The sequence below is a fragment of the Couchioplanes caeruleus genome (genome assembly GCF_023499255.1).
In the GTDB taxonomy this organism is placed as follows: domain Bacteria; phylum Actinomycetota; class Actinomycetes; order Mycobacteriales; family Micromonosporaceae; genus Actinoplanes; species Actinoplanes caeruleus_A.
Map to the genome: position 1 here is coordinate 282338 of NZ_CP092183.1, position 12805 is coordinate 295142.

Annotated in this window: 12 protein-coding genes; 5 read left to right on the forward strand and 7 right to left on the reverse strand. The window is 71.4% G+C overall.

Features of this window, described 5'->3' with window-relative positions; all coding sequences use genetic code 11:
* Nucleotides 1-166 precede the first annotated feature (166 nt).
* From COUCH_RS01280 to COUCH_RS01295, 4 genes are all read right to left on the reverse strand, one after another.
* Complete coding sequence (locus tag COUCH_RS01280; RefSeq protein ID WP_430640952.1) at nt 167-1384, reverse strand: metallophosphoesterase; 1218 nt, start codon at nt 1382-1384, stop codon at nt 167-169.
* A gap of 221 nt (nt 1385-1605) precedes the next feature.
* Nucleotides 1606-1848, reverse strand: a complete 243-nt coding sequence (locus tag COUCH_RS01285; protein ID WP_249610284.1) for a MoaD/ThiS family protein — start codon at nt 1846-1848, stop codon at nt 1606-1608.
* A 5-nt stretch (nt 1849-1853) separates the two neighbouring features.
* Entirely contained in the window at nt 1854-2903 is a 1050-nt protein-coding gene (gene moaA / locus COUCH_RS01290) for a GTP 3',8-cyclase MoaA (protein ID WP_249610285.1), read from the reverse strand.
* Nucleotides 2904-3039: 136 nt separating this feature from the next.
* A complete protein-coding gene (locus COUCH_RS01295; RefSeq protein ID WP_249610286.1) occupies nt 3040-3921 on the reverse strand; it encodes a fructosamine kinase family protein in 882 nt (293 codons plus the stop codon).
* A 56-nt stretch (nt 3922-3977) separates the two neighbouring features.
* Between COUCH_RS01295 and COUCH_RS01300 the strand changes: the two genes are divergently transcribed.
* On the forward strand, nt 3978-4481 hold the full coding sequence (locus COUCH_RS01300) for a GNAT family N-acetyltransferase (protein ID WP_249610287.1): 504 nt from the start codon (nt 3978-3980) through the stop codon (nt 4479-4481).
* Nucleotides 4482-4687: 206 nt separating this feature from the next.
* The gene (locus tag COUCH_RS01305) at nt 4688-5794 is read left to right on the forward strand and encodes a DUF4192 domain-containing protein (protein ID WP_249610288.1); all 1107 of its coding nucleotides are present in this window, start codon (nt 4688-4690) and stop codon (nt 5792-5794) included.
* A gap of 22 nt (nt 5795-5816) precedes the next feature.
* Here COUCH_RS01305 and COUCH_RS01310 read toward each other — a convergent pair whose 3' ends face one another.
* Together COUCH_RS01310 and fdhD are read right to left on the reverse strand one after the other, a co-directional pair.
* A complete protein-coding gene (locus COUCH_RS01310) occupies nt 5817-7469 on the reverse strand; it encodes an alkaline phosphatase D family protein (protein WP_249610289.1) in 1653 nt (550 codons plus the stop codon).
* A gap of 105 nt (nt 7470-7574) precedes the next feature.
* Nucleotides 7575-8402 carry a formate dehydrogenase accessory sulfurtransferase FdhD gene (fdhD, locus tag COUCH_RS01315; RefSeq protein ID WP_249610290.1) on the reverse strand — a complete coding sequence of 276 codons (828 nt, stop codon included), beginning with the start codon at nt 8400-8402 and terminating at the stop codon, nt 7575-7577.
* 195 nt (nt 8403-8597) lie between these two features.
* Between fdhD and mobA the strand changes: the two genes are divergently transcribed.
* The 3 genes from mobA (at nt 8598) to COUCH_RS01330 (ending at nt 10772) form a co-directional block, all read left to right on the forward strand.
* A complete protein-coding gene (gene mobA, locus COUCH_RS01320; protein WP_249610291.1) occupies nt 8598-9197 on the forward strand; it encodes a molybdenum cofactor guanylyltransferase in 600 nt (199 codons plus the stop codon).
* Nucleotides 9194-9436, forward strand: coding sequence for a DUF6457 domain-containing protein (locus COUCH_RS01325; protein WP_249610292.1), 243 nt, complete (start codon nt 9194-9196; stop codon nt 9434-9436). The genes mobA and COUCH_RS01325 overlap by 4 nt, the downstream gene beginning before the upstream one ends.
* Before the next feature lie 247 nt (nt 9437-9683).
* Nucleotides 9684-10772: a YbjN domain-containing protein gene (locus tag COUCH_RS01330; RefSeq protein ID WP_249610293.1), complete on the forward strand. Its 1089-nt coding sequence runs from the start codon at nt 9684-9686 to the stop codon at nt 10770-10772.
* Nucleotides 10773-10918: 146 nt separating this feature from the next.
* Here COUCH_RS01330 and COUCH_RS01335 read toward each other — a convergent pair whose 3' ends face one another.
* A complete protein-coding gene (locus COUCH_RS01335; RefSeq protein ID WP_249610294.1) occupies nt 10919-12781 on the reverse strand; it encodes a beta-propeller domain-containing protein in 1863 nt (620 codons plus the stop codon).
* Nucleotides 12782-12805 lie beyond the last annotated feature (24 nt).

A 12805-nucleotide genomic window follows, 5' to 3' on the forward strand; every position in this document is an offset into this window, starting at 1 on the left:
CGACCGGCGCGGGGCGTCCTCGGTCAGGGGGTGGCATGGGTGAAGCGTGCGGTGTCCTGGTCAGGGGTTGCAGCGTCCTCGGCCGGGGCTGGGGCGTCCTGGGTCAGAGCTGGGGCGTCCTCGGCCGGGCCTGGGGCGTCCTGGGTCAGGGCTGGGGCGTCCTCGGTCAGGGCGTGCGGAGTTCGATGAGGGTGACCTGTGGGGGCGCGCCGACCCGGACCGGCGGCCCCCAGAACCCGGCGCCGTTCGTCACGTACACCGGCACCCCGTCGACCTTGCCGTAGCCGCTCACGACCGGCTGCTCCAGCTTGACGAGAAGGTTGAAGGGCACCATCTGCCCGCCGTGGGTGTGCCCGGAGACCTGCAGGTCGACCCCGTACTCGGAGACGTGGCGCGCGACCACGGGCTGGTGGGCCATCAGCACGACCGGCCGGCCGGTGTCGCGGTTGCCGAGCGCCCGCTCGTAGTCGGGCCCGTCGCCGAACTCCGTCCCACCCAGGTCGTTCACACCCGCCAGGTCCAGCCCGTCGAGCTCCAGCCGCTCGTTGCGCAACGGCCGCATCCCCAGCCGCGCCACCTCGTCCACCCACTGCTTGTACCCCGAGTAGTACTCGTGGTTCCCGGTGACGAAGTACGCCCCCCGCCGCGAACGGATCCCGGCTAGCGGAGCGGCGGCCCGCCCCAGCTCGGCGACGCTCCCGTCCACGAGGTCGCCGACCACGCACACGACGTCGGCGTCGACGGAGTTGATGAGGTCGACGATCCGCTGGGTGTGCCGTACGCCGGTCAGCGGCCCGAGATGGATGTCGGACACCACGGCCAGCCGCGTGCCGTCCATCGCCCGTGGGAGCTTCGCGATCGGGATCTGGACGCGGTCCAGGCGCGGGCCACCGAGCGCGGTCTTGACGCCGTACCCGGTGATGCCGGCGGCAGTGAGGCCGGCGAAGATCGCGGCACCGCGGGCGAGCACGAGCCGCCGGTCCACGCCCGGTTGCCGCTCCGCTCCCGCGGCCGAGGTCTCGGAGCCGGCAGGAACGCCCGAATCATCGGCTGTCGCAGCACCCTCGCCCGCAGCACCTCGGCCCGTCGCGGCTCCGCCCGTAGTGCTTCCGTCCGTCGCGGTTCCGCCCGTAGCGGTCCCGGTCGTCGCACTCTCCGCCGTCGTGGTTGCAGCGGTCGCAGCTACTGCTCCCGATGTGGCAGCCGTTGCAGCCCGCGGCACGTCGCCGAGGCGCGCGTCCCCGTCGCCCTCGGTCCCGCGATGACCCGAGACATCAGCACCGCCATCGGCAGGCACGGTCCGCTTCGCCCGGGCCCGCAGCCACAGGTTCGCGATCAGGCGCGGAATCTCCAGCACGGCGAGTACGACAAGCAGATAGAACATCAACGCCAGCCACAGGTAGCCCGGCCAGGCGAGCCACTTCGCGAAGCCGGCGCGCGTACCGATCAAGGTGGCAGGGATCAGCAGCGCGAGCACGACCGCCGCGGCGGCGCCGATGCGGGAGGCGCGGCCTCTGCCGAAGGGGTCCCGGACGAGGCGTTTCCACAGGTAGAGATGAATCAGGCCGATGACGACGAAGACCAGCGCGACTAGCCCGAACAAGCTCAGCCTCCGGCAAAGGGCGGCAGGACGTCGACCGTCGCCCCGGCGGGCAGCGCCGCTTGTCGATCATGGCAGGCGAGGCCGTCGACGAGGAAACTCGCGGCCTTGAGGACGACGGCGAGTCGTTCCCCGTGCCGGGCGGTCAACTCGGCCACCAGCTCGTCCACTGACGTCGCGTCGGCGGCTTCCTCGCGTACACCCCCGGCTGCGGCGCGGGCGCCCGCGAAGTATCGGATCTGAGGCATGCCGCTCAGCCCCCGATCGCCGACATCGGGCGGACAGGCTGGAGGAAGGACGGGTCATCGATCCCGTGGCCGGCCTTCTTGCCCCACATCGCCGCCCGCCAGGCGTCGGCGACCTCTTCGTCGGAGGCGTCGCCGCGTACGAGCCCGCGCAGGTCCGACTCCCCCGTGGCGAACAGGCAGTTGCGCACCTGGCCGTCGGCCGTCAGCCGCGTACGGTCACAGTCCCCGCAGAACGGCCTGGTCACACTGCCGATGACGCCGACCCGCGCGGGGTTCCCCGCAGCGTCCACGTACCCCGGCACCAGCCAGGTCTCGGCCGGCGCTGTTCCACGTGAAACCGGATCGGGCATCAACCCGTACGGCTCCAGCGACTCCAGGATCGCCGCCGCGGTGACCATCTCGTGCCGGTCCCACTTGTGCTGGGCATCCAACGGCATCTGCTCGATGAACCTCAGCTCGTACCCGTGTTCCAGCGCGAACTGCAGGAGAGCCGGCGCCTCGTCGTCGTTGATGCCCCGCATCAGCACGGTGTTGATCTTCACCGGGGTGAGCCCGGCCTCCGCGGCGCCGGCCAGGCCCTTCAGCACGTCGGCGTGCCGATCGCGGTGCGTGAGCTGCTGAAACCGGGCCGGCGACAACGTGTCCAGCGAGACGTTGACCCGATCGAGCCCGGCGTCTCGCAGCGGGCGCGCCAGCCGCTCCAGCCCGATCCCGTTGGTGGTGATCGACAGCCTCGGACGGGGGAGCAGCTCGGCTGCGGCGGCGACGATGCCCAGCATGCCCCGCCTGATCAGCGGCTCGCCGCCCGTGAACCTGATCTCGGTGACGCCCAGCTGCTCCACGGCGATCCGCAGGAGCCGTCCGACCTCGCCGTCGGTCAGCTGCTGCTCCTGCGGCATCCACGCGAGCCCTTCCTCGGGCATGCAGTAGGTGCACCGCAGGTTGCAGCGGTCGGTCAGCGAGACGCGGAGGTCGGTCGCCACCCGCCCGAAGCGGTCGGTGAGCATCCCACCGCGCCCCGGACGGTGCGGGACGGACGGCGGGAGCTCAGGCATGCCTCCGTGCTCGGACGCCGGCTGCGGAACGGCAGGTACGGCAAGCTCGGTCACTGCTCGAACCTAGCGCCTGGATACGACAATTGCCGCTGCCCGATCCGTACTGCGGTGCATGTCATGCGGCTCCGCGGAGGCCCTATCCTCCGAGAACGGAGTTCGCCGCCGAGCGCACTGCCCCGCGGTACGCCGCTCCGAACGCGGCCGTGTGCACGAGCAACAGGTGCAGCTGATGCAACGCGACACGGTCCCGCCACCCCTCGCTCAACGGCCACACCTCCTCGTACGCCGAAAGGGTGGTCGCCAGGTGCGGCGCTCCGCCGAAGAGCGCCAGCTGCGCCAGATCGGTTTCCCGGTGCCCACCATGCGCGGCCGGGTCGACGAGCCAGGCGCGCCCGTCCGCCGCCCACAACACGTTTCCCGGCCACAGGTCGCCGTGCAACCGCGCCGGCCGCTCGTCCCCGCCGTACGAGTCGATGCGCTCGATGATCCGGTCGACGGCCGCGACATCGTCCGGTGACAGTGCGCCCTGATCCGCCGACATCCTCAGGTACGGCCGCAGCCTCCGCTCGCCGAACCACGAGCCCCACGGCCCCTCCGAGGGCGTGTTGTCCTGCTGCAACGGGCCGATGAACCCAGGCCATGACGCACCGAAACTGTCGGCCCCGGCGCGATGCATGCCGGCGAGGTCCCGCCCGAAGCGCTCCGCCGCGGCCGCCGTGGCTGAGCCCGGTTCCACCCATTCGAGGGCGAGCATCTCGTCCATCGCCACGAACACCTCCGGAATCGGAACCGTGCCCGCCTCCCGAAGCCACGACAATCCGGCTGCCTCGGCGCCGAAGAAGTGTTCCGGCGGCCTGCCGGAGGGCCAGGTCTTGGCGAACAGCGAGAAGCCGTCGTCCAAGGTCAGGCGCGATGCGGTGCATACGTGACCCCCTCCGACAGGCGTCTCACGTATCCGCTGGTGCGTGAGAAATGTCGGGAGGTGCTGCGGGTGCGCGCGTAGGTACGGCAGATCCACCGCCTTATCTTCCACTTCGGGTTACGGCGCCTCCCAATCGGAGTCAAAATGTCGGCATGACACCTGTCGCTGTGCGTTCGTACCGGCCGAGCGATCACAGTTCCGGCCGCCGCCTGTGGGCGGAGCTGTCGGCTCAGCACAACCAGATGTACGGCGACGCCTCGGACGACGGCGGCGCGGGCTTCGAGGAATACCTCACCCGGTTGGACCTGGGCGGGCTCTGGGTCGCCGACCACGCGGACGACGGAGTGATCGGGCTCGTCGGGCTGATCATGCGGGGGCGTGCCGGTGAGGTGGAGCCGGTGGTCGTCACGGCTTCGCACCGCCACAAGGGTGTGGGCCGCAAGCTGCTGCGCCACGTCGCGCAGGAAGCGAAGAAGCGCAACATGCTCTCGCTCACGATCTCGCCGGCCTCCAGGAACGTGGACGCGATCCGCAGCCTGCACGCGGCCGGCTACGACGTCGTGTCGTCGATCGAGCTGACGATGGACCTGGACCGCCACACGCACGAATGGCAGCAGGACGGCCTGGAGCTGCACGAACTTCAATTCCGCTCCTGACTCTCGTGACGCACGGGACAAAGATCGAGTTGGCTGCGTAGGCGGGAGCCGGCGGCGCCACCTCTGCCCGGGCAGCCTGCCAGGCCCGGCGGACTCCTCGCCGGTTGTCCACATCAGGGCTTCCCGCCTGTCATGATCTTGGAGTTATCCACAGGCCGGCCGATTCGGCACGCGGCGTCCGGGCGCTCTGGGCCAGGCTGCCCGGCATGACGAAGCTCAAAGTCCGCACGCCGGCCGAGTTGATCACCGCGGTTCCATACCTGATCGGTTTCCATCCGTCGGACAGCCTGGTCGTGGCCGCGGTCAAGGAGAGCCGCCTGGCTTTCGCGGCCCGCATCGACCTGCCGGAAGCCGGCGTCCCCGACACCGAGGCACGCGCCCCGGTGTTGCACCTCGCCACGGTCGTGGCAGAGCAGGAGCCCGAAGGCGTCACGATCATCGGGTACGGGGACGGCGAGCGGGTGACGCCGTCCGTTCAGCATCTCGCCCGCGCGCTGACCGGGGCGGGTGTGCGGATCCTCGACGAGTTCCGGGTGGCTGACGGGCGCTACTGGTCCTACCTGTGCACCAAGCCGGCCTGCTGCCCGGCGGAGGGCAAGCCGTGCGACCCGCCGGACAGCGTGCTCGCGGCGGAAGCGACCTTCGCGGGGGCGGTCGCTCTGGCAAACCGCGGGGTGCTCGAGCAGAGGCTGGCCGCGGCCACGGGCGACGAGCGGCAAGCAATGGACGCAGCGGATGCACGAGCGCTGTCCCGGTTCCGGGAGCTGAAAGGTGCCGGACCGGCGAAGCATGACGTCGAGCTGGTACGCGCCGGCCGCGCAGCGATCCGGCACGCCGAGCGCACCGCCCGGGCCGGTGGACGCCTCACCGACGACGAGGTCGCCTGGCTCGGCTACCTCATGACCTCCGTGCGGGTCCGGGACTACGCGTGGATCCGCAGCGGTACTGCGGACCGGGACGTATCGCTCTGGTCGGACGTGGTTCGCCGCGTCAACCCGCTGCGGGTCCCGGCGCCCGCGTCTCTGCTCTCTTTCATCGCGTGGCGAGCGGGCATGGGCGCCCTCGCCACCATCGCCGTCGAGCGTGCCCTGGACGCCGACGACACCTACTCGATGGCCCTGACGATGATCAGCACCCTGCACGCCGCTGTCCCGCCGTCGGCGTTGGCCGGCTGGCCCAAGCGTCTGCGCAGGCTCGAAGGCAGTAAGAACGGTGGCGGGAAAGCAGGTCGCCGCGAGACACGCGTCAAGCACAGACCCGACGACGGGTCGGCAGCCCGCAAGGCTCGTTACCGTTCCCGCCGCCGGGTCTGACGCGATGGCACCCCGTTGGTTGTCAGGGGCGCTCGGTCTCCTGCCGTACGGTCGCCGCGCCCAGGTCACCCGCGCGCAGGGCGGAGGTCGAGCCGCCGGGCGTCGGGTCGTCGGCGGTCTGGTGCAGCCCGGGCACCCGATCCTCGATGACGAACGTCGCCCGGGTGTGCGCCGGCGCGCCGGCACGGCTCACGTACGGCACGACCCGGAAGTCGGCCGTCAGGGAGTCGGGCGTGATCGTCGTGCGGACGTACCCGCGCTGGTTGTTGTAGAAGCGAAGGTGCGGGTTCCAGGCCGCCCAGGGGTGGGCTCCGGGCGCCACGTCCGCGCCGTCGCCCGTGGAGGTGATCGACGAACACACCAGCTCGGTCCCGACCGTCCGCGACGTCGGGTCGGTCCAGTCCAGCTTCAGCTCGTCGGCCCAGTGCGCGTGGACGTCGCCGGTCAGCACGACCGGGTTCCGTACGCCCGCGTCCACCCAGCCCCGCGTGATGCGGTCGCGCGACGCGGCGTACCCGTCCCAGCTGTCCATGCTCACCACCTTGGCCGTCCCGGAGTTGTTGTCGCGCTGGCCGAAGAAGACCTGCTGGCCGAGCACGTCCCAGCGGGCCGACGAGCGGTGGAACCCGTCGATCAGCCACGCCTCCTGCCGCGCACCGGTGATCGAGCGGGCCGGGTCTGTGGCGGCCGGGCAGTCCTTGTACCCGTCGTCGCACCCCTGATCGTCGCGGAACTGCCGGGTGTCGAGCATGTGGAAGGTGGCGAGGCGTCCCCAGTGCAGGCGGCGGTACAGCTGCATGTCGATGCCGCGGGGAACCGAGGTCCGGCGCAGCGGCATGTTCTCGTAGTACGCCTGGAAGGCCGCGGCGCGACGGGCGAGGAAGTGCGGGTCCGGCTGCTCCGGCACCTCGTCGGCCCAGTTGTTCTCGACCTCGTGGTCGTCGAAGACCACCGCCCACGGCGCCACGGCGTGCGCGGCCTGCAGGTCCGGGTCGGACTTGTACTGCGCGTGACGCTGGCGATAGTTGGCGAGGGTCACCGTCTCCGGGCCGGCGTGATCACGCGGGTTGCCGGTCGGCGCGTTGTAGGTGTGCGGCGCGTACTCGTACTGGTAGTCGCCCAGGTGCAGCACCAGGTCCGGCTGGTCTTCCGCCAGCCGTCGGTACGCGGTGAAGTAGCCGTGCTCGTACTGCGAACACGAGACGAACGACATCGCCAGCGCCTTCGGGAACGCCCAGCGGGACGGGGCCGTACGCGTCCGGCCGACCGGCGACACGTACTTCTCGGCCTTGAAACGGTAGAAGTACTCCCGTGCCGGCAGCAGCCCGTTCAGCTCCACGTGAACGGTGTGGGCAGCCGACGCGCGCGCCGCGGCGACGCCCCGCCGCACGATCTTGCGGAAGCGCGCGTCCGCGGCGACTTCCCAATGCACGGGCACGTCCCGCGACGGCATTCCGCCGAGCCCGTCCGCTGCCAGGGGTACGGGGGCCAGCCGGGTCCAGAGCACGAAGCCGTCGGCGTCCGGGTCGCCGGACGCGACGCCGAGGGTGAACGGATCACTGCGCAGAGGACCGCGGTACGGGGCTGCGGATGCGGCCAGCGGCCAGCTCGTGGCGGCGGTGGCCGCGCCGACCGCCGCGCCGCTGAGCAGGAGGGTACGTCGCGACAGTGCCATGTCAGGCTCCCAGCGATTCCGAGGGTACGGACGCTGGACAGCCTCATGACCGTGAATGTCCGGGCCGGGTGGCGCAGATTAATGCCCGCCGAAGACGGAACGAACTCAGACGGTGACCCGCTGTGTTCCGGTGTAGACGTTCATCGACGACCCGCGCAGGAAGCCGACCAGCGTCATTCCCGCCTCGTCGGCCAGCTCCGCGGCGAGCGTGCTCGGGGCGGACACCGCCGCCAGCAGCGGAATGCCCGCCATCCACGCCTTCTGGGTGAGCTCGAAACTGGCTCGCCCGGAAACCATCAGGACGTGCCCGGCGAGCGGCAGCCGGCCGTCCCGCAGAGCCCACCCGATGACCTTGTCGACCGCGTTGTGCCGCCCAACGTCCTCCCGGAGAACCACCAGGTCGCCGTCGGCGGTGAAGAGCCCGGCCGCGTGCAGTCCGCCGGTACGATCGAACGTCCGCTGCGCGGCCCGCAGCTTGTCCGGCAGCTCGGCCAGAACCGCGGCGGCGACCATCACCTCGTCGGCGGACACGTCGAACCGCGACCGGGTGCGCACGGCGTCGATGCTCGCCTTCCCGCAGACGCCGCACGAACTGGTCGTGTAGAAGTTGCGGCTCGGGTCGGTGTCCGGCGGCGGCACGTGGGCGCCCAGCACGACATCCACCACGTTGTAGGTGTTCGGCGTGTCCGTCCCGGCGCACAACTGTGCGGTGACGACGTCGTCCGCGGCGTGGATGATGCCCTCGGTGAGCAGGAAGCCCATCGCCAGGTCGATGTCCTGACCGGGCGTACGCATCGTGACGGCGAGCGGCTCCCTGCGCAGCCGGATCTCGAGCGGCTCCTCGGCTGCGAGGTCATCGGACCGCCGCCGAGGCGCGCCCGACCCGTCCAGGTCGATCTTCATGACCGGTCGCCGGTTCATCGTGCGCGCCATTCGTCGAGCGTAGGCCGGTGCGCCCGATTGCACCGGGTGGCGCCGACGGCCGCCCACCCGGCCGCACTCGCGGTGAACCTGCACAGTGGCCCAGAACACCCGCGACCAGCACGAAAGCCCCTCGAAGTTCCAGGCCCCCGCGGTGTCGGGCTCCGCACAGTCACGCTCGACGGCTCGGCGGGATACGGTACGTACGTGGGGGGATTCGCGGCGGTGGTGCTGGCCGGCGGTGCAGCGCGTCGGATGGGTGGAGCGGACAAGGCTGCCATCCCGGTCGCGGGGCAGTCGATGCTGACCCGGGTGCTCGCCGCGGTGCACGACGCCGACCCTCAGGTGGTCGTCGGCCGCGTACCCCCCGACCTCCCCGTCCAGGTGGCCTCGACCACCGAGGACCCGCCCGGCGGTGGGCCGGTGGCGGCCACCGCGGCCGGGCTCGCGCTGGTTCCCGAAGGCGTCAGCTTCACGGCACTGCTCGCCGCCGACCTGCCGCTGCTCACCGGCGAGGCGATCGACGTCCTGCGACTCACGGTGGAGTCCGCGCCCCTGCAGGGCGCGGTCTACCGGGACGCCGAGGGCCGGCGGCAGACGCTCTGCGGGGTGTGGCGTACGACCGCCCTGCGCGAGGCTGTAGCCAAGCTCGCCGAGGAGCGCGGCGGCCTGCACGGCGCCTCGATGCACGCCCTGCTGGACCACCTGCGCTTCATCGAGGTGTCGTGGCGCCGGCCCGGGCCGCCGCCCTGGTTCGATTGCGACACCGACGACGACCTGCGAACCGCGGAGGAGTGGGCCCGATGAACGTCCTCGAAGGGTGGATCAAGCTGGCGTCCGCGGAGCTGGGCCTCTCCCCTGCCGACCTGGACCAGCAGGCGGTGCTCGACGTCGCCCGGGACGTCGCGCACAACGTCGTGCGCCCCGGTGCGCCGGTCACGGCGTACCTGATGGGCATCGCGGTCGGTCGCGGCGCGGACCCGGCAGCGGCCGCCGCCCGCCTGAGTGAGCTCGCACTCAAATGGCCGAGCAACCACACAGACTGACGACCGCCCCGGGCGACAGGGCTCGCCACCGCCCGCAGTGACAAGGCACGCCAACGCGTGCGACAGTGCGCAATCGCCCACGACCAGGCTCGCATCCACCCGACGCAATCCCTGCGGCCGGCCGCGAAGATTTCGAGCATCGGACCGCTGAGGGCACCCCTCGAAAGCCCCCACAACCGTCGGGAATGAGACGCGGCCGGTGGGCGTACGGTTCGCTCGATAGGGTGGCGGGGCGGAGGTGACGATCATGACGGCGGAGAACATGGCCGAGCAGCCGGAGGGTGTGCTGCTCGATGAGCCGACCACGGCCGACCTACGGGCCAAGGTGACCGAGGCTTGGCGGGAGTTCGCTGCGGCCCTGGCCGGGTTGCTGCCCACCCTCGAGCCCGGCGCGCACGTCGATCTCACCCTTGATCCGACCGCGTCCGGGACCGGCACCGCCGTGTACTCGGTGAGCATCCGGGTGCTGCCCGACGGTGTCATCGAGGCGCTGGCGGTCGGCAACGCGGGCCTGCCCGAGGGGTACAGGATGGATCGCGCCTCCGTGGCGGGCCTGGTGGCCCTGGGCTGGTCGCCTCCGGGGGTGCTGCCCGGTTCCGGCGACTCGTTCGGCCTGCGGACGACGGCCGGCGCGGCGAAGCAGCTCGCGACCGTCGTCTCTCGCACGCTGCGTGACGTGTACGGCGCCCCGCACCCGGCCTTCCTCGTCTACCTGGTGCACGACGAGGAGGACGAGCCGATCGAGACCGCTCCCCTGGCCACGGCCCGGCACGAGCCCTCGATCGACGAGGAGCTCAGCCTCGACGACCTCGACGAGGACGGCGTGCTGTCCGAGGCCCTCGCCAACGCCGCCGACGAAGTGGTGCCGTTGGAGGAGCGCGTCCGCACGGTCGTCGCGACCATGTCCAAGACCACTGTCGATCAGCTGCAGGTCGACACCGACGGTGACATCGGCATCCGGGCCGGCTCGGCGATGGTCTTCGTGCGCGTCCGCGACAACCCGCCGCTGGTGGACGTCTTCTCGCCGATCCTCACCGAGGTCGAGCCCACCGAGCAGCTGTACGTGAAGCTGTCCGAGCTCACCAACCGCATGCCGATCGGCCGCCTGTACTGCGCCCAGGACACGGTGTGGGCGTCCATCCCGGTGTTCGGCCGCAACTTCCAGGCGACGCACCTGATGCTGGCCGTCCAGGTGATGACCGGGCTCGCGGACGAGCTGGACGACCGTCTGCACGGCGAGTTCGGTGGCAAACGGTTCTTCGGCGAGGGCGACAAGCCCGCCCCGGCCAAGGCGGCCACGGAACCCGGCGACCACCGCCCCGGCATGTACCTGTAGCCCGCGAACACCCGGGCCCGCCGAACCGAACCCGGAAAAGCGAGCCCCCGCCCGGGAGCGCCGAGCCCCGGGAGGCCCAAGCCCTGGGAGCGCCGAGCCGCGGAAAGGGCCGGCCCTGAGAAGGCCGGCCCGAGAACCCCCAGAACCTAAGCGTTCGGCAACCAGGCCACCCGTTCCATCGTGGACAGCCGCGACCCCCGCAACCCGTCGTCCGACAACGTCCACAGCACGTCTCCCACCACCAGGGACCGCCGTACCGTTGCCTGATCGATCATTCCGATCTCCTCGAGCCCACTAGCCGTCACCCGCAGCGCCACGGCGCCGCCCGTGGGCGTGCCTCGGTCGAACGTCGGCCAGGCTGTCAGCGGTACGACCAGCAGGTTCGTCGCCGGCCACCAGAGCAGCGCGTGCGGGTCGTACTCGGCCTCCGACTGTCCGGCCGGGATCTGATGCTGTGCCAACCGGGCCGGGTGCGTCGGGTCGGACACGTCGAACAGGGAGATCTGGGTGCCCTGGATGCGGCCGTTGCCGTCGGCTTCCTGCCCGACGCCGATCAGTCTGTTCTCCCCGGCCGGCTGCAGGTGCGCCGAGTACCCGGTGATCTTCAGTTCGCCGGTGGCGCGGGGGTGGGCCGGGTCGCTGAGGTCGAGGCTGTAGAGCGGGTCGGTCTGGCGGAACGTCACCACGTAGCCGCGCGGGCCGATGAAGCGTACGGAGTAGATGCGTTCGCCCTTGCCGAGGCCGTCGACCTCCCCGGTCTGCACCAGCCTCCCCCCGTCCTGGCGGAGCACGCGTACGGCGGACTGGCCCTTGGTCTCGTCGGTCGTGGCGACGCGCAGGTGCCCGTTCCATTCGCTGAGGGCGTACTGATTGATCAGGAAGCCGGGGACGTGACCGGCCGCCGCGTAGACGGGAGGCTGGTTGCCGGTCGTGGTGAAGCGGTAGAGGTCGGTCTCCTGGCGGACCGGCTCGGCGGCGCGGCCCTTGAACCAGTCGAGCCGCCAGCGTTGGTCGCCGGCCAGGTAGAGGCTGTCGCCGGTGGCGTAGACGGTGTCGCCGTCCGCGACGACCGTGACCGGGTCGCCGGTGCCGAGCGCGGGCCGGGTCAGGTCGAACGTCAGGATGCTGACCATCGAGGCGGCGGAGTAGTCGGTGGGCCGGCTGACGCGACCGCAGTCGACGGTGCCCTTGCTGGTCGTGCCGTCCGTGGTGATCTCCCAGGAGGGCAGCCAGGCGTCGGCGGGGGCGGCGTCGATGGCGGCGCGGTTGGCGCTGATGCGGTCGGCGTCGTCGTCGGTCGGCCGGTTCAGCGGGAAGGTGATGCGCGGCGACGTCTTCAGGACGACGCGGGCCGTGGTGCCGGTAAGCCGGGCGTCGACCAGCGTTCCTTCGCCCTTGTAGCGGCTGATGACGCGCGGTGGTCCGCTGATGTCGACCGACAGCAGCTGCGGCCCGGTGGATCCCGGCGTTCCGTCGTCGGCGCCGTACCGGGTCATGCCGCCGGACGCGAGCACCAGCGCCACGTTGCCGGAGAGCAGCAGGTCAAGCTGGTTGCCGGCGAGCGGCAGGCCCAGGTCGAGCTTGCCGATGAGCCGCTGGGTCGCCGCGTCGAACAGCCGCAGCGTGCCGTTCTGGACCGTGACGATCCGCCGGCCGTCGGTCTTCACTATGTCCGGCTCGTCGGCGTCCTGCTCGTGGTTGTTCGTGCCCGAGAAGGCCGGTGCTGGAGCCGCCGCGCCGGCGCTGTCAGCCATCGTGCGGGCCCCGCCGACGGCCACCGCCTCGGGGACGGCGGCGCTGCCGGGGAAACCGTACGGTCCGACGCTGGCCTTGGCCGCCCGTTTGAGGTCGGCGGCGAGGCGTTGACACGAGTCGAAGGCGACGAGCTGCATCGCCCCGGACGAGACGGGGGCGGGTGGCGGCAGCGGCTCCGGTCCCGGGTCGGAGGTGCATCCGGCGAGCGGGAGCGCGACGGCGAGGGCGGCGCAGAGCAAGGAACGGCGCGACATGGGGGTGGGACGGCCCGTGCCCAC